Source organism: Variovorax ureilyticus (assembly GCF_050632185.1).
In the GTDB taxonomy this organism is placed as follows: domain Bacteria; phylum Pseudomonadota; class Gammaproteobacteria; order Burkholderiales; family Burkholderiaceae_C; genus Variovorax; species Variovorax ureilyticus_A.
Genome location: NZ_CP192579.1, coordinates 581,421 through 597,739 on the forward strand (window position 1 = coordinate 581,421; position 16,319 = coordinate 597,739).

Here is a 16,319-nt window from a genome sequence, read left to right on the forward strand (position 1 = left end):
ACCAGGAGACAACATGAAACTGAACCGTCGCACGCTCAACATCGCTCTTGCCAGCGCGTCGCTTTCTTCGCTGCTGCCTGTCACGGCGTTCGCGCAGAAGAAGATCGTGCTGGGCTTCGCCCAGGTGGGCGCGGAAAGCGAATGGCGCACCGCCAACACCGAGTCGATCAAGTCGGCCGCGAAGGAGGCCGACATCGACCTCAAGTTCTCCGACGCGCAGCAGAAGCAGGAGAACCAGATCAAGGCCATCCGCTCGTACATCGCGCAGAAGGTGGACGTGATCGCCTTCTCGCCGGTGGTCGAGTCGGGCTGGGACACCGTGCTGAAGGAAGCCAAGGCCGCGAACATCCCGGTGGTGCTGACCGATCGCGCGGTCAACAGCAAGGACGACACGCTCTATGTGACTTTCATGGGCTCGGACTTCGTCGAGGAAGGCCGCAAGGCCGGCCGCTGGCTGGTCGAGAAGATGAAGGACAACAAGGGGCCGGTGAACATCGTCGAGCTGCAGGGCACGGTGGGCTCCGCGCCGGCCATCGACCGCAAGAAGGGCTTCGAGGAGATCATCAAGAGCGATCCGAAGTACAAGATCATCCGTTCGCAGACCGGCGACTTCACCCGTGCCAAGGGCAAGGAGGTGATGGAGGCTTTCCTCAAGGCCGAGGGCAAGAACATCAATGTGCTCTTCGCGCACAACGACGACATGGCGATCGGCGCCATCCAGGCCATCGAAGAGGCGGGGATGAAGCCGGCGCAGGACATCGTGATCATCTCCATCGACGGCGTGAAGGGCGCCTTCGAGGCCATGATGGCCGGGAAGCTCAACGTCTCGGTCGAATGCAGTCCGCTGCTCGGCCCTCAACTGATGAGCGCGGTCAAGGACATCAAGGCCGGCAAGCCGCTGCCCAAGCGCATCCTGACGAAGGAGGGCATCTTCCCGATGGAGGTCGCCAAGGCCGAATTCCCCAGCAGGAAGTACTAACCCCCAGGCTCGCGCACTTCGCGGCCACTTTGCATTCACTCAGAGGAGACGTTGATGAAAAGAGAATTTCTGAAGGCCTTGTTGGGCGGCGTGGCGGCCGTTGTGGTGTTGGGGCTCGGGCCTGTGGCCTACGCGCAGGACAAGGGGATGGTCGCGATCTCGATGCCGACGAAGTCGTCGGCGCGGTGGATCGCGGATGGCGGGAACATGGTCAAGTACTTCAACGAGAAGGGGTACAAGACCGATCTGCAGTACGCGGAGGACGATATTCCGAACCAGCTCGCGCAGATCGAGAACATGGTGACGAAGGGGCCGAAGGTGCTGGTGATCGCGGCGATCGACGGGACGACCTTGTCGGACGTGCTGCAGAAGGCCGCGGACAAGGGGATCAAGGTCATCGCGTATGACCGGCTGATCCGCGGCTCGAAGAACGTCGACTACTACGCGACCTTCGACAACTTCCAGGTCGGCGTGCTGCAGGCGCAGTACATCGAGCAGGCGCTGAAGCTCAAGGAGGGAAAGGGGCCGTACAACATCGAGCTCTTCGGCGGATCGCCGGATGACAACAACGCCTTCTTCTTCTACAACGGCGCGATGTCGGTGCTCAAGCCCTATATCGACAGCGGCAAGCTGGTGGTGCGCAGCAAGCAGATGGGCATGGACAAGGTCTCGACGCTGCGCTGGGATGGTGCCGTGGCGCAGGCACGCATGGACAACCTGCTGTCGGCCTTCTACACGAAGGATCGCGTGGATGCGGTGCTGTCGCCTTACGACGGGCTCTCGATCGGCATCATCTCCTCGCTCAAGGGCGTGGGCTACGGCACGCCGCAGCAGCCGATGCCGGTGGTGACGGGACAGGACGCCGAAGTCCCTTCGGTCAAGTCGATCCTCAAGAAGGAACAGACTTCCACGGTGTTCAAGGACACGCGCGAACTGGCGAAGGTGACGGTCAACATGGTCGACGCGATGATGGCGGGCAAGGCGCCGGAAGTGAACGACACCAAGACCTACAACAACGGCGTGAAGGTCGTGCCTTCGTACCTGCTCAAGCCGGTGAGCGTCGATGCGACGAACTGGAAGCAGGCGCTGGTCGACACCGGCTACTACAAGGAGAGTCAGATCAAGTAGCCGCTGCGGAAGCGATGAACGCGATGCGGGGCCGGCTCATCGGCCCCGCAGGTTCGAAGGAGACAGGGTGAACGATGTGATTCTGGAGATGCGCGGCATCACCAAGACCTTTCCGGGGGTCAACGCGCTGGACAACGTCAACCTCGCAGTGCGCGCCGGCGAGATCCATGCGGTGGTCGGCGAGAACGGCGCGGGCAAGTCCACGCTCATGAAGGTGCTGAGCGGCGTGTATCCCTGCGAATCCTACGCGGGCGAGATCCACTTCGACGGCGAGCTGCGCCGCTTCAGGGACATCGCCGACAGCGAGGCGCTCGGCATCATCATCATTCACCAGGAGCTTGCGCTGGTGCCGCTCCTGTCGATCGCGGAGAACATCTTCCTCGGCAACGAGACGGCCAAGGGTGGCGTGATCGACTGGTTCGAGGCCTATGCGCGCACCCGCGAACTGCTCGCGAAGGTGGGGCTCAACGAGCCGCCCACCGCGCTCATCACCAACCTTGGCGTTGGCAAGCAGCAGCTGGTGGAGATCGCGAAGGCGCTGTCGAAGGAGGTGCGCCTCCTGATCCTCGACGAGCCGACCGCGAGCCTCAACGAAAGCGACAGCGATGCATTGCTGAAGCTGCTGCTGGAGCTGAAGGCGCAGGGCATCTCGTCGATCCTCATCTCGCACAAGCTCAACGAGATCGCCAAGGTGGCCGATTCGATCACCGTGCTGCGCGACGGCGCGACGGTCGAGACCATGGACTGCCGCGCCGTGCCGATCAGCGAGGACCGCATCATCCGCGGCATGGTCGGGCGCGACATGGCGCATCGCTACCCGGAGCGCACGCCGCAGATCGGCGAAGTCATCTTCGAGGTGCGCGACTGGCGCGTGCACCATGCGCTGCATGCCGATCGCGAGCAGATCAAGGGCGTGAATCTCCATGTTCGGCGCGGCGAGATCGTCGGCATCGCGGGCCTGATGGGCGCGGGGCGCACCGAGTTCGCGATGAGCGTGTTCGGGCGCTCCTACGGGCAGCGCATCCGCGGCTCGGTGCATATGCACGGCAAGGAAGTCGATGTGAGCACGATCCGCAAGGCGATCGACCACGGCATCGCCTACGTCACCGAAGACCGCAAGAGCGCGGGGCTGGTGCTCGAGGAGGACATCCGCAGGAACGTGAGCCTGGCGAATCTCGCGGCGATCTCGGAGCGCGGGGTGATCGACGATGCACGCGAGTTCAAGGTGGCGAACGACTATCGCCGCGCGCTCAACATCCGCTGCCCCGGCGTGAACCAGCGCGTGGTCAATCTCTCGGGCGGCAACCAGCAGAAGGTGGTGCTGAGCAAGTGGCTCTTCACGGAGCCCGAGCTGCTGATGCTCGACGAGCCAACGCGCGGCATCGACGTGGGCGCCAAGTACGAGATCTACAGCATCATCGATCGGCTCGCGAGCGAAGGCAAAGGCATCCTGATGATTTCATCGGAACTGCCCGAGCTGCTCGGTATGTGCGACCGCATCTATGTGATGAACGAAGGGCGCTTCGTCGCTGAGTTCCCCGTGGCGGAAGCCTCGCAGGAAAAAATCATGAGAGTCATCGTCGCATCCGGGAGCAATGAATGATCGATCACCCCCAGCCTCGCCCGCTTCGTGTGGCTCGGACACCCCCTCTCCGGGGGCAACCCCAGCAGCCCGGCGAAGCCGGTTCTGCGGGGTTCCTGGGCCCGGCGGCCGAGCACGCGGGCTTCATCAAGAACAACCTGCGCGACTACGGCATGCTGCTGTCGCTGATCGCGATCATGGTGCTGTTCCAGGTATTGACGGACGGCACGCTGATGCGGCCGCTGAACCTCACGAACCTGGTGCTGCAGAACAGCTACATCGTCATCATGGCGCTGGGCATGCTTCTGGTGATCGTCGCGGGGCACATCGACCTGTCGGTCGGCTCGGTGTGCGGCTTCATCGGCGCGCTGGCCGCGGTGCTGATGGTGGAGTACGACTGGCACTTCGTGCCGACCTTCATCGTGTGCCTCATCGCCGGGGGGCGATCGGCGCGGCGCAGGGATGGTTCGTGGCTTTCTTCAGGATTCCGTCGTTCATCGTCACGCTGGCCGGCATGCTGGTGTTCAAGGGGCTCACGCTGGCGCTGCTCGCGGGGCAGTCCGTCGGGCCGTTCCCCGAAGCCTTCCAGAAGCTCAGCTCGGGCTTCGTGCCCGACGTGATCGGCGGCGAAAGCCTGCGCACCACCTCGCTGCTGCTCGGCGTGCTCGCCGCCGCGGCGCTGGTGTTCTTCAAGATGCGAGGGCGCGCGCGGCTCGCGGAGCACGGAATGGCGCAGGAGCCCTACGCCTTCTTCCTCGTGAAGAACCTGTTCTTCGCGGGCGCGATCCTGCTGCTGAGCTACCTGCTCGCCACCTACAAGGGCCTGCCCAACGTGCTGATCGTGATGGCGGTGCTGATCGTCGCCTACGAGTTCGTCACCAACCGAACCACCATCGGCCGCCGCATCTACGCGCTGGGCGGCAACGAGAAGGCGGCCCGCCTGTCGGGCATCAAGACCCAGCGGCTGGCCTTTCTCGCCTTCGTGAACATGGGCGTGCTCGCGGCGCTGGCGGGGCTCGTGTTCGCGGCACGGCTGAACACCGCGACGCCGAAGGCCGGTCTGGGCTTCGAGCTCGACGTGATTGCGGCCTGCTTCATCGGCGGCGCCTCGGCATCGGGCGGCGTGGGCAAGGTCATGGGCGCGGTGATCGGCGCCTTCATCATGGGCGTGATGAACAACGGCATGTCGATCCTCGGCATCGGCATCGACTACCAGCAGGTCATCAAAGGACTGGTGCTGCTCGCCGCCGTGTTCATCGATGTCTACAACAAGAACAAATGACGAGCACCACAGCATCCACCGATGCGCCGGTGCTCCAGCTCACGGGCATCGACAAGCAGTTCAGCGGGGTGGCGGCGCTGCGCGGCGTGTCGCTGCGGCTGCGTGCCGGCGAGATCCACGCGCTTCTCGGGCAGAACGGCGCGGGCAAGTCCACGCTCATCAAGGTGCTCACGGGCGTGTATGCGGCCGACAGCGGCGAGATGGCCCTGTCGGGCCAGCCGGTCCGCCCCGCCTCGCCGATCGAGGCGCAGAAGATGGGCATCAGCACGGTCTACCAGGAAGTGAACCTCTGCCCGAACCTGTCGGTGGCGGAGAACATCCTGGCAGGCCGCTATCCGCGTCGGGGCCTGCGCATCCATTGGGCGGCCGTCAATCAGGAGGCGCGCGCGCTGCTCGCCCGGCTCGAGGTGGACATCGACGTGTCGCGGTTGCTGTCGAGCTATTCGGTGGCTGTGCAGCAGATGGTCGCGATCGCGCGCGCACTGGGGGTGTCGTCGAAAGTGCTGATCCTCGACGAGCCGACGTCGAGCCTGGACGATGACGAGGTGCAGAGCCTCTTCGCGGTGCTTCGGCGTTTGCGCGGCGAGGGCATGGCGATCCTGTTCGTCACGCACTTCCTCAACCAGGTCTATGCAGTGTCGGATCGCATCACGGTGCTGCGCAACGGCGCATGGCTCGGCGAATGGCCGACTCGCGAGCTGGGCCCGCAGGCGCTGATCTCGGCGATGGTCGGTCGCGAGCTTGCCGCGCAGGCGACGGGGCCCGCGCAATTGCCCGTCATCGATGAAGCGGCAGGCAACGTGCTGGAAGCCGAAGGACTGGGCCAGCACGGCCAGCTGCAGCCCGTCGATCTGCATGTGCGAAACGGCGAGGTGGTGGGCCTCGCGGGGCTGCTCGGCTCGGGTCGAACCGAACTCGCGCGACTGCTCTTTGGTCTGGCGAAGCCCGATTGCGGCGCCTTGCGGATCGACGGTGTCGCGGTGGATCTGGGCAGCCCGGCCGATGCGGTGCGGCACGGACTCGCACTGTGCCCCGAAGAGCGAAAGACCGACGGCATCGTGGCCGATCTTTCATTGCGCGAGAACATCGCACTGGCGCTGCAGGCGCGTCGCGGCGTGCTGAGCGCAATGACGCGCACCGAGCAGACCGCGCTGGCGCAGCGCTTCGTCGAGGCGCTGGGCATCAAGACCGCGAGCGTCGACACGCCCATCGGCCTGCTCTCGGGCGGAAACCAGCAGAAGGCGCTGCTGGCGCGCTGGCTCGCGACAGAGCCGCGTCTGCTCATCCTCGACGAACCGACGCGCGGCATCGACGTCGCGGCCAAGCAGGAAATCATGAACGAGATCCTTCGCCTCGCGCGCGGCGGCATGGCGGTCATCTTCATCTCGTCGGAGATGAACGAGGTGGTGCGTGTCTCGCACCGCATCGTGGTGTTGCGCGAGCGGCGCAAGGTGGGCGAGCTGCCTGCTGGGACGAGCGAGGATGCCGTCTACGACCTCATCGCGGCGGAGGCATGAGCGACATGACCGAGCGCATCGCACGCATCTTCCGGCACCGGCTCGCGTGGCCTGTCATCACGCTCGTGATCCTGCTCGCGATCAACGCTGCGTTCAACCCGAGCTTCGTGCACATCGAGGTGCGCGACGGGCACCTCTACGGCAGCCTGGTCGACATCCTCAACCGCGCATCGCCGCTGGTGCTGGTATCGCTCGGGATGACGCCGGTCATCGCCACGCGCGGCATCGATATCTCCGTGGGCGCGGTGGTCGCCATCGCTGCGGCGTTGGCCGCATGGATGATCGGCGGCTCGCTGGTCGTGAGCGACGGCGCCGCCGCCGAGGTGAGCCGCTTCCCGATGTGGATGGCGATCCTGGCGGCGCTCGGCGTGGCCGCGATCTGCGGGCTGTGGAACGGGCTCCTGGTGGCGCGCGTCGGCATGCAGCCCATCATCGCGACGCTGATCCTCATGGTGGCCGGGCGCGGCATCGCGCAGCTCATCACCGGCGGGCAGATCATCACGATCTACTACGCGCCGTTCTTCTTCATCGGCAGCGGCTATCTCTTCGGCCTGCCGTTCTCGGTCTACATCGCGGCGCTGGTGTTCGCGCTGGTGTACCTCGCGATCACGCACACGGCGCTGGGCCTGTTCGTGCAGTCGGTCGGCATCAACCCGGGCGCGGCGCGCGTGGCCGGCGTCCGCGCGCGGCGCATCATCGCCGGTGCCTACGTGTTCTGCGGCTTCTGCGCGGGCGTGGCCGGGCTGCTGATCAGCTCCAACGTCAAGAGCGCGGATGGCAACAACGCCGGACAGTTGCTGGAGCTCGATGCGATCCTCGCGGTCACGCTCGGCGGTACCGCGCTCACCGGCGGGCGATTCAGCCTCGTGGGCAGCGTGATCGGAGCGCTCATCATCCAGACGCTGACCTACGGCATCTATTCGCTGGGCGTGCCGCCGGAGATCAACCTGGTAGTGAAGGCGGCGGTGGTGTTCGTCGTCATGCTGATGCAGTCGGCCGAGTTCCGCGCGAGCCTTCGCCAGCTCGTGCAGCGCCCGGCGCGCGGGGAGTGGGTGCGATGAGCGCGGTGGTGCCCGATATGCGCGCGAAGGTCAACACCGCGCCCGAAACGCGCCCGCGCACGCGCTTCAATCCGAAGTACCTGCCGCTGACCGCGACCATCTCGCTGTTCGTGCTGATGGCGACGCTCGGCTCGGTGTTCTACGACGGCTTCTTCTCGCTGCAGGTGTTCCTCAACCTGCTGATCGACAACGCCTTTCTCTGCGTGGTCGCGGTGGGCATGACCTTCGTGATCCTCTCGGGCGGAATCGATCTCTCGGTCGGCTCGGTGATCGCGCTCACCACCATGGTGTCGGCCTCGCTGATCGAGAAGCACGGCGTAAGCCCCGCGATCGTGATCCCGCTCGTGCTGGCGATGGGCCTGCTCTTCGGCGCCTTCATGGGGGTCCTGATCGAGCGCTTCCGGCTTCAGCCCTTCATCGTGACGCTCGCGGGCATGTTCCTCGCGCGTGGGCTGTGCTATCTCATCAGCATCGATTCGATCAGCATCACCGACGAGTTCTATTCGGAGGTCTCGCAGTGGCGCCTGCCGGTGTGGGGCGGCGCATCGATCTCGCTCAGCGGCCTGATCGCCCTCGGGGTGGTGGCGATCGCGGTGTTCGTCGCGCACTACACGCCCTTTGGTCGCGCGGTGTACGCGATCGGTGGCAACGAACAATCGGCGGTGCTGATGGGGCTGCCGGTGCGCTCGACCATCATCGGCGTCTACACCCTGTCGGGCTTCTGCTCGGCGCTGGGCGGCGTGGTCTTCACCTTCTACATGCTGTCGGGCTACGGCCTGCACGCGGTGGGGCTGGAGCTCGATGCCATTGCGGCGGTGGTGATCGGCGGCACGTTGCTCACCGGGGGCGTCGGCTACGTGGTCGGCACGCTGTTCGGCGTGCTGATGCTGGGGATCATCCAGACGCTCATTTCCTTCGACGGCACGCTGAGCTCATGGTGGACCCGCATCGTGGTCGGCGTGCTGCTGCTCATCTTCTGCCTGCTTCAACGACTTTTTTCCGCGCGTGCCGCGGAGCGCTAGGAACACGAATGTCCGATCAGAAACCCAGGAAACTTCGTTCCGCCGACTGGTTCGGCCCGGCCGACAAGAACGGCTTCATGTACCGGAGCTGGATGAAGAACCAGGGCATTCCCGACCATGAGTTCGACGGCCGGCCGATCATCGGCATCTGCAACACCTGGTCCGAGCTCACGCCCTGCAATGCGCACTTCCGCAAGATCGCCGAGCACGTCAAGCGCGGTATATCAGAAGCAGGCGGCTTTCCGGTGGAGTTTCCCGTGTTCTCCAACGGCGAGTCCAACCTGCGTCCCACGGCGATGCTCACGCGCAATCTTGCGAGCATGGACGTGGAGGAAGCGATCCGCGGCAACCCGATCGATGCGGTCGTGTTGCTGGCCGGCTGCGACAAGACCACGCCCGCGCTGCTGATGGGCGCGGCAAGCTGCGACATCCCCGCGATCGTGGTGTCGGGCGGACCGATGCTCAACGGCAAGCTGGAAGGCCGCGACATCGGCTCGGGCACCGCCGTCTGGCAGCTGCACGAGGCGATGAAGGCGGGCGAGATCGACGTGCACCAGTTCCTTTCGGCGGAAGCGGGCATGTCGCGCTCGGCGGGCACCTGCAACACCATGGGCACCGCGTCGACGATGGCCTGCATGGCCGAGGTGCTCGGCGTCGCGCTGCCGCACAACGCGGCCATCCCGGCGGTCGATGCGCGCCGCTACGTGCTCGCGCAGATGTCGGGCATGCGCGCGGTGGAGATCGCGCGCGAGGGGCTGACGCTCTCGAAGATCCTCACGCGCGAGGCCTTCGAAAACGCGATCAGCACCAATGCGGCGATCGGCGGGTCGACGAATGCGGTCATCCACCTCAAGGCGATCGCGGGGCGCATCGGCGTTCCGCTCGAACTGGAGGACTGGACGCGCATCGGTCGCGGCACGCCAACGCTCGTGGACCTGATGCCCTCGGGCCGCTTCCTCATGGAAGAGTTCTATTACGCCGGCGGCTTGCCGGCTGTGCTGCGCAGGCTCGGCGAAAACGGCCTGCTGCCGCACCCGGACGCGCTGACGGTCAACGGCCGATCGCTGTGGGACAACGTGCGCGAGGCGCCGAGCTACGACGACGAAGTGATCCGCCCCATCGACAAACCCCTGATCGAGGACGGCGGCATGTGCATTCTTCGCGGCAATCTCTCGCCGCGCGGCGCGGTGCTGAAGCCGTCGGCGGCATCGCCCGAACTGCTCAGGCATCGCGGGCGCGCGGTGGTGTTCGAGGACTTCGAGCACTACAAGGCGCGCATCGTCGATGAGTCGCTCGATGTCGATGCCAGCTCGGTCCTGGTGATGAAGAACTGCGGCCCCAAGGGGTACCCGGGCATGGCCGAGGTGGGCAACATGGGCCTGCCGCCGAAACTGCTGCGTCAGGGCATCAAGGACATGGTGCGGATTTCCGACGCGCGCATGAGCGGCACGGCCTATGGCACGGTCGTGCTTCATGTCGCGCCCGAAGCCGCGGCTGGCGGGCCGCTCGCGGTGGTGCGCGACGGTGACTGGATCGAGCTCGATTGCGAGCAGGGCCGGCTGCATCTCGACATCAGCGATGACGAACTGGCCGACCGCCTCCAGTCCATCGCACCTTCGCGCGAGAAGGGCAGCGGCTACCAGCGGCTCTACATCGACCATGTGCTGCAGGCCGATGAGGGCTGCGATTTCGATTTCCTCGTCGGCTGCCGCGGTGCAGCGGTGCCGAAGCATTCCCACTGACACACGACCATGACCCCATCGACGCAACGCCGCCACCAGGGCATCTTCCCGGTCGCCCCGACCACCTTCACCGAATCGGGCGAGCTCGATCTCGCGAGCCAGAAGCGCTGCATCGACTTCATGATCGACGCGGGCTCGGACGGCATCTGCATCCTCGCGAACTTCTCAGAGCAGTTCGTGCTGTCGGACGAAGAGCGCGAGGTCCTCACGCGCACGATCCTGGAGCACGTGGCGGGCCGCGTGCCGGTGATCGTCACCACCACGCACTTCAGCACCCGGGTGTGCGCCGAGCGCAGCCGTCGTGCGCAAGACATGGGGGCGGCGATGCTGATGGTGATGCCGCCCTATCACGGCGCGACCTTTCGCGTGCCGGAGCCGCAGATCTTCGACTTCTACGCGCGGGTGTCCGACGCGGTGGACATTCCCATCATGATCCAGGACGCACCGGCGAGCGGCACTGTGCTCTCGGCGCCGTTCCTTGCGCGAATGGCGAAGGAGATCGAGCACGTCGCGTACTTCAAGATCGAAACGGCTGGCGCCGCATCGAAGCTGCGCGAACTGATCCGCCTCGGCGGCGATGCGATCGAAGGGCCGTGGGACGGTGAGGAGGCGATCACGCTGATGGCCGATCTCGATGCGGGCGCGACCGGTTCGATGACCGGCGGCGGCTACCCCGACGGGCTGCGCGCGATCATCTTCGATCACCTCGCGGGCCGGCGCGAACAGGCCTTCGAGCGCTATCGGCAGTGGCTGCCGCTGATCAACTACGAGAACCGGCAGGCCGGACTGCTTGCCTGCAAGGCGCTGATGAAGGAGGGCGGCGTGATCGCATGCGAAGCGCCGCGGCATCCGCTCCCGCCGATGCATCCGGACACGCGCGCCGGGCTGATCGAGACCGCGCGGCGGCTCGATCCGCTGGTGCTGCGCTGGGGGCGCTGACTATTTCCAGAAGGGTTGGGCCTTCGCGATTTCGGTGAGCGCCTCGCGGCATAGAGCGGCGCTCGCGGGCTGACGTGCGCCCAGCCAGCCGACGGCGAACCACGATCGCCCGTCGTGCGCCGTGTTGTCGCGGTAGGCGGCCATCGCGACCGCGTTGTCGTTGTGCTGCCCGAGTGCGTCCTGCGCGGGTTCGAGCTTCTTGAGGTAGCGCTTCGCATCGCGCGAGCCGAAGAGCGGCGCGACGAATTCGCCGAGATAGCGCAGGCGTTTGAGCCTCTTGCGCACGCGGTGCTGCGCGGCCGGCTCCAGCGTCTCGTAGCGCTGGCCATCGCGCACGACCTGGCGATGCAGCTTCGAGAGCCGCATGCGCAGGTGCTTGCGCGCGGAAGCGGGTTGCACGGCCGGCTTTGGGTCCTCGTCGCCGTCTGCCGTTTCGGTCGGAAGGGTGGCGGCGACGAGTGCGAGCAGCACGTTCTGGAATTCGGCGCTGCGGACCACGTCGACCGGATCGGGCGGCGGGGTTGCTTCGGCCCACGCGATCGGCGGCCCGCCGACCGCCTCGAGTCGGGGCTGGACGACGTGCAGCAGCTGGTCCCGGTCGCGCTGGCGGCCGAGTGCGCGGAACGCGCTCACCAGGGTCGATTCCCACGCGGGATCGATCAGCGAGGGCGCCAGCGCTTCCATTTCGCGCAACGCCGTGCGCAGTCGCCGGATGCCCACGCGCAACTGATGGACGTGTTCGGGGTTCGCGCTGCCGGCCGCGACTTCGCTTGCGTTGGCGAGGATCTGCGACAGGCAGGCCTGGATGACCGCGCGAAGAACCTGTGGCCCGTCGGAATGGTCGTCGAGGCTGGGTGGCTCCGCCTTGACCGGGCCGCCGAACACCTCACCCTTGGCCAGACGCTGGCCGCGCGCGGACTTCGGCACCGTGTCGAGCCAGAGCGCGTAGCGGTTGCGCCAGCGATGGGCGAGTTCGAGCATCGAATGCGGGCCGCCGCTCTTCAGCTCGATCTCGAGTTCGCACAGCGGGTGGGAGCGTTCGCCCGCACTCACCTCGCCGTGGTCGAAGGCGAGCTCGACCAGGGCGTCGCCGGTGCGCATTTCGCGCGTGGTGCGGCGGACGTCCGTGCCGTAGACCGCGGTGAGCTCGGCCGTCGCGGGATCGTGTCCGGCCTTGAGGAGCGCGTCGTGGATCAGCCTGCTGACCGGCGTGCCTTCATGGCGCTCGATGCGGGGCACCGGCACTTCGCGCGCGCTCGCGGGCGGCAGCTCGACGTTGTGTTCGTGACGCTCGAGCAGCGTACCGCCCGGTGCCTTCGCGGTCTGCCACCAGGTACGGCCTTCCTTGCGCAGCCGCAGCACGATGTGCTGTGCGGCCAGCGCGCCGTCGGCGGTGTCGAAGTAGCGCGCGCGCAGGCGCGCGACATGCGACCGGCCCCGCCCCACGGCCGCCTCGACCGCTGCGCGCTGCGGGGGCTGATCTGGAATTTGAGTTCGAATTCGGTCACTGGTCGGTCAGCAGGCCGCTTCGGCCTGGATCACTCCTGCAATTCGCGGACCTGCAGCGAAAGATCGAACAGTTTGGACTTGCTCGCGTAGTACCGGTCGAGCCGCCACTCCTTCAGGATGTCGATCGCCAGCTGGAAGCTCTTGTAGTCGAGGTCGTAGAGGTGGACGAGCTCGAAGCTGCTTTCCGACTCAAGCGCGAGCACGAGCCTCGCAAGAATTTTCGCCGAGTCGTTGGCCGGGTCGGTTTCGATGAAGCGACGCGCGACCTTGATGGCATTCATGGGATGCTCTCCTCATTGAGACAAGCCCATGACTATAGCCAGCGCCTCCGTTCCGTTTGTTACCGTTGTGTGACAGGCGCGGGCGAGCAGTAACGAGTGGGCGCCTATCGGGGTGGAGCAGGCATTGGCATTGGCATTGGCATCGGGCTTTGCATCGGAGCGGGCCGCGTCGCTGGCATCGGCGCCGCCGATGGCGCGGGAACTGGCGTTTCCGTCGTGCGGATCACCCCGCCGCCGAGCACGCTGCCGGTGACGGTGGTCTGCCCGGTGCCGAGCACGCGCTGCTCGCAGGCGGTCTGGTCGGATGGGGGCTGGCGGGCGCAGCGGGCCAGTGCGTTCTGGCGCAACTGGGCTTCATCCACCTTCGGGAAGCCGCCCCGGCGCGCGGTCTGGGCGGCAGCGCCTCTTTCGCGCAGACAGGCGGCCCGGTCCTGCATGACGCCATCGCAAGGGAGGGAGCCGGATTGGGCCAGGGCCGAGGACGTCACGGCCAGACCCGCGGCGGCGGCAAGAACGGCAAGAGACGATCGAACAGCGCTCTTCATGATCACTCCTTTCCTTTGAGACGCGGCGCGACGGCACCTGCGGCGGTGCGGCCGTGCCAGGAGATCAAAGTATGCGAGCGGAGCCGGCGCGGAGCCAGCGCCCACCGGCGCGCGTTCGTGTCGGACAAGACCGGCTCGCGGTCGCGCGAGCGTCTTGCTGAGGCTCAGGCTTCGGCGATGCGCTTTGCCAGGTGAGCGAGCGCTTCCTCGACCTGGTCCACCAGGATCAGCGACAGATCGCCGGGCTGCAGCCGCGCGAGCGCGGCGTCGATCGCGATGAACTCACCGCGGATCTCTTCGATGTGGCGGGTACGCCCGGCCCCTTGGAGCCCCTGCCGCAGCAGCGCCATCACCTCGCCGTCGGCGCGGCCGCGCTGCGCCGCGTCCTGGTAGAGGATGACGTCGTCGAACGCCTCGCCGAGGATCGCGGTCTGGTCGCGGATGTCGCAATCGCGCCGGTCGCCCGCGCCGCTGATGACGACCGAGCGCCTCTTCGCCGGCATGGTGTCGACGGCGGCCACCAGCGCGCGCATCGCGTCGGTGTTGTGGCCGTAGTCGGCGATCACGGTCGCGCCGCGGTAGTCCATCACGTTGAAGCGGCCGGGCACGCCGGCGGCATCGTTCTTGAAGCTCGCGAGCCCGCTGCGGATGGTGTCCCAGTCGAGCCCGACCGCCCATGCGGCAGCGACCGAGGCCATCACGTTGTCGACCTGGAAGCCGATCGTGCCGTTGCGTGTGATTTGCACGTCGCGCAGCGGAATGCGTTCGCGCCACGAGCCTTCGGCCGCAACCACCGCGTCGTGGTCGACGTAGACGGTGCGCTTGCCCTGCGCGCGGTGCGTGGCCATCACCGGATGCTGCTTGTCGGCGGCGAAGAAGATCACGTTCCCGGGGCAGGTGGTCGCCATCGCGGCCACGTTCGGGTCGGCCGCGTTGAGCACCGCGTAGCCGCCGGGCGCCACGTTGCGCACGATCACGCGCTTGAGCACCGCGAGGTCTTCCACGGTGGTGATGTAGTTGAGGCCGAGGTGGTCGCCGCTGCCGATGTTGGTCACCACCGCCACCTGGCAGCGATCGAAGCCGAGGCCTTCGCGCAGGATGCCGCCGCGCGCCACTTCGAAGACGGCGGCGTCGACGTCGGGGTGCAGCAGCACATTGCGGGCGCTCTTCGGGCCGCTGCAGTCGCCGCTGTCGGTCTGGCGGCCGTCGACATAGACACCGTCGGTGTTGGTCATGCCGGTGCGCAGGCCGCTGCCAGCGAGCAGGTGGTTGATCAGCCGCGCGGTGGTGGTCTTGCCGTTGGTGCCAGTGACCGCGACGACCGGGATGCGCCCGTCGTCGCCAGGGGCGAAGAGCGTGTCCATCACCGCCTCGCCGACCGCGCGGCCGCGGCCGAACGAAGGCGAGATGTGCATGCGCAGGCCGGGCGCGGCGTTGACTTCGACCACGCCGCCGTGCTGTTCCTCGAGCGGGCGCAGGACGTTCTCGCAGACCATGTCGACGCCGCAGATGTGCAGGCCGACCATCTGGGCCGCGTCGACCGCGCGCGCCGCGACTTCGGGGTGCACGGTGTCGGTCACGTCGGTGGCCGTGCCGCCTGTGGAAAGGTTCGCGTTGTTGCGCAGCACCACGCGCTGGCCGAGCGTTGGCACGCTGTCGGGCGTCAGGCCTTGCGCTTCGAGGCGACCGACGGCGATGTCGTCGAGGCGGATCTTGGTCAGCGAGGTCGCGTGTCCTTCGCCGCGGCGCGGGTCCTGGTTGACGATGTCGACCAGTTCGCGCACCGTCTTCACGCCGTCGCCGATCACCTGCGGCGGATCGCGACGGGCGGCCGCCACCAGGCGGTTGCCCACCACCAGCAGGCGGAAGTCGAAACCGGGCAGGAATTTCTCGACCATGACTTCGCCGTAGTGCGCGGCGGAGGCATAGGCCGCGTCGAGCTGCTCGCGCGCCGTGATGTTGACCGTCACGCCCTTGCCCTGGTTGCCGTCCTGCGGCTTGACGACGACGGGGAGGCCGATCTCCAGCGCGGCGGCCCAGGCGTCCTCGAGGTTCGCGACCGGACGGCCGAGCGGCACCGGTACGCCTGCCGCGTTCAGCAGTTGCTTGGTGAGCTCCTTGTCCTGCGCGATGGATTCGGCGACGCCGCTGGTGCTGTCCACCTCGGCGGCCTGGATGCGGCGCTGCTTCGAGCCCCAGCCGAACTGCACGAGGCTGCCGCGGGTGAGCCGGCGATAGGGAATGCCGCGCGCGACGGCCGCGTCCACGATGGAGCCCGTGCTGGGGCCGAGTCGCTCGTCTTCGTCGAGGTCGCGCAGTTCGGTGATCGCGGCGGTGGCATCGAATTCGCCCCCGGTGCGCACGGCGTCGATCAGCTTGAGTGCGAGCTCCAGCGCGCGGCGCCCGACGGCTTCCTCGCTGTACTGGAAGGTGACCTGGTAGACGCCTTCCTCGACCGTGCGCGAGGTGTGGCCGAAATTGACCGCGCAACCCGCCTGCGCCTGAAGCGCCACTGCAGCGTTCTCGAGCACGTGCGCGAGCGCCAGCGGCTGGCCGAGCACGATGGGGTGCAGCTCGCCGATGGTGGGGAAGAGTGCGCGCAGGCGGTTCTCGAAGTCGGGCAGCCGCTCGACGGCGTTCTCGTCGCCTTCGCAGCGCACGATGACCTCGATGCAGGTGTGGCGGCTCCACAGGTTGGGGCCGCGCAGAGCGCGGGTACGGATGACTTCCAT

12 protein-coding genes and 1 pseudogene are annotated in these 16,319 nt (G+C 66.8%); 9 read left to right on the forward strand and 4 right to left on the reverse strand.

What is annotated here, in order from left to right; all coding sequences use genetic code 11:
- Nucleotides 1–13 precede the first annotated feature (13 nt).
- The 9 genes and pseudogenes from ACQ858_RS02750 (at nt 14) to ACQ858_RS02790 (ending at nt 11,252) form a co-directional block, all read left to right on the forward strand.
- Nucleotides 14–979 carry an ABC transporter substrate-binding protein gene (locus ACQ858_RS02750; RefSeq protein WP_431275314.1) on the forward strand — a complete coding sequence of 322 codons (966 nt, stop codon included), beginning with the start codon at nt 14–16 and terminating at the stop codon, nt 977–979.
- A gap of 54 nt (nt 980–1,033) precedes the next feature.
- Nucleotides 1,034–2,107, forward strand: a complete 1,074-nt coding sequence (gene chvE, locus ACQ858_RS02755) for a multiple monosaccharide ABC transporter substrate-binding protein (RefSeq protein ID WP_431275315.1) — start codon at nt 1,034–1,036, stop codon at nt 2,105–2,107.
- Between the two features lie 88 nt (nt 2,108–2,195).
- Nucleotides 2,196–3,710, forward strand: a complete 1,515-nt coding sequence (gene mmsA, locus ACQ858_RS02760; protein WP_431276771.1) for a multiple monosaccharide ABC transporter ATP-binding protein — start codon at nt 2,196–2,198, stop codon at nt 3,708–3,710.
- Nucleotides 3,707–4,971: pseudogene (gene mmsB, locus ACQ858_RS02765) on the forward strand (multiple monosaccharide ABC transporter permease). The gene mmsA and the pseudogene mmsB overlap by 4 nt, the downstream one beginning before the upstream one ends.
- Nucleotides 4,968–6,488: a sugar ABC transporter ATP-binding protein gene (locus tag ACQ858_RS02770; protein ID WP_431275316.1), complete on the forward strand. Its 1,521-nt coding sequence runs from the start codon at nt 4,968–4,970 to the stop codon at nt 6,486–6,488. The pseudogene mmsB and the gene ACQ858_RS02770 overlap by 4 nt, the downstream one beginning before the upstream one ends.
- Entirely contained in the window at nt 6,485–7,549 is a 1,065-nt protein-coding gene (locus ACQ858_RS02775; protein WP_431275317.1) for an ABC transporter permease, read from the forward strand. Before ACQ858_RS02770 ends, ACQ858_RS02775 begins: the two co-directional genes overlap by 4 nt.
- Nucleotides 7,546–8,571 carry a galactofuranose ABC transporter, permease protein YjfF gene (gene yjfF / locus ACQ858_RS02780; protein WP_431275318.1) on the forward strand — a complete coding sequence of 342 codons (1,026 nt, stop codon included), beginning with the start codon at nt 7,546–7,548 and terminating at the stop codon, nt 8,569–8,571. Before ACQ858_RS02775 ends, yjfF begins: the two co-directional genes overlap by 4 nt.
- Nucleotides 8,572–8,579: 8 nt before the next feature.
- Nucleotides 8,580–10,313, forward strand: coding sequence for an IlvD/Edd family dehydratase (locus ACQ858_RS02785; protein WP_431275319.1), 1,734 nt, complete (start codon nt 8,580–8,582; stop codon nt 10,311–10,313).
- Between the two features lie 9 nt (nt 10,314–10,322).
- Nucleotides 10,323–11,252, forward strand: a complete 930-nt coding sequence (locus tag ACQ858_RS02790; protein WP_431275320.1) for a dihydrodipicolinate synthase family protein — start codon at nt 10,323–10,325, stop codon at nt 11,250–11,252.
- Here the strand turns inward: ACQ858_RS02790 and ACQ858_RS02795 are convergent, their stop codons facing one another.
- The 4 genes from ACQ858_RS02795 to cphA all read right to left on the reverse strand — a co-directional run bounded on the left by ACQ858_RS02795 (nt 11,253) and on the right by cphA (nt 16,319).
- Nucleotides 11,253–12,698: a CHAD domain-containing protein gene (locus ACQ858_RS02795; RefSeq protein ID WP_431275321.1), complete on the reverse strand. Its 1,446-nt coding sequence runs from the start codon at nt 12,696–12,698 to the stop codon at nt 11,253–11,255.
- A 92-nt stretch (nt 12,699–12,790) separates the two neighbouring features.
- A complete protein-coding gene (locus ACQ858_RS02800; protein ID WP_431275322.1) occupies nt 12,791–13,042 on the reverse strand; it encodes a hypothetical protein in 252 nt (83 codons plus the stop codon).
- A 104-nt stretch (nt 13,043–13,146) separates the two neighbouring features.
- Complete coding sequence (locus ACQ858_RS02805; protein ID WP_431275323.1) at nt 13,147–13,587, reverse strand: hypothetical protein; 441 nt, start codon at nt 13,585–13,587, stop codon at nt 13,147–13,149.
- A gap of 164 nt (nt 13,588–13,751) precedes the next feature.
- Nucleotides 13,752–16,319: a cyanophycin synthetase gene (gene cphA, locus ACQ858_RS02810; RefSeq protein ID WP_431275324.1), complete on the reverse strand. Its 2,568-nt coding sequence runs from the start codon at nt 16,317–16,319 to the stop codon at nt 13,752–13,754.

Bases quoted from the DNA above. Each gene is read 5' to 3' on its own strand.
- cphA (WP_431275324.1), bottom strand. From the start codon at position 16,319: ATGGAAGTCATCCGTACCCGCGCTCTGCGCGGCCCCAACCTGTGGAGC.
- yjfF (WP_431275318.1), top strand. From the start codon at position 7,546: ATGAGCGCGGTGGTGCCCGATATGCGCGCGAAGGTCAACACCGCGCCC.
- ACQ858_RS02805 (WP_431275323.1), bottom strand. From the start codon at position 13,587: ATGAAGAGCGCTGTTCGATCGTCTCTTGCCGTTCTTGCCGCCGCCGCG.
- ACQ858_RS02785 (WP_431275319.1), top strand. From the start codon at position 8,580: ATGTCCGATCAGAAACCCAGGAAACTTCGTTCCGCCGACTGGTTCGGC.
- mmsA (WP_431276771.1), top strand. From the start codon at position 2,196: ATGCGCGGCATCACCAAGACCTTTCCGGGGGTCAACGCGCTGGACAAC.
- ACQ858_RS02750 (WP_431275314.1), top strand. From the start codon at position 14: ATGAAACTGAACCGTCGCACGCTCAACATCGCTCTTGCCAGCGCGTCG.
- ACQ858_RS02790 (WP_431275320.1), top strand. From the start codon at position 10,323: ATGACCCCATCGACGCAACGCCGCCACCAGGGCATCTTCCCGGTCGCC.
- ACQ858_RS02770 (WP_431275316.1), top strand. From the start codon at position 4,968: ATGACGAGCACCACAGCATCCACCGATGCGCCGGTGCTCCAGCTCACG.
- ACQ858_RS02775 (WP_431275317.1), top strand. From the start codon at position 6,485: ATGAGCGACATGACCGAGCGCATCGCACGCATCTTCCGGCACCGGCTC.
- ACQ858_RS02800 (WP_431275322.1), bottom strand. From the start codon at position 13,042: ATGAATGCCATCAAGGTCGCGCGTCGCTTCATCGAAACCGACCCGGCC.
- chvE (WP_431275315.1), top strand. From the start codon at position 1,034: ATGAAAAGAGAATTTCTGAAGGCCTTGTTGGGCGGCGTGGCGGCCGTT.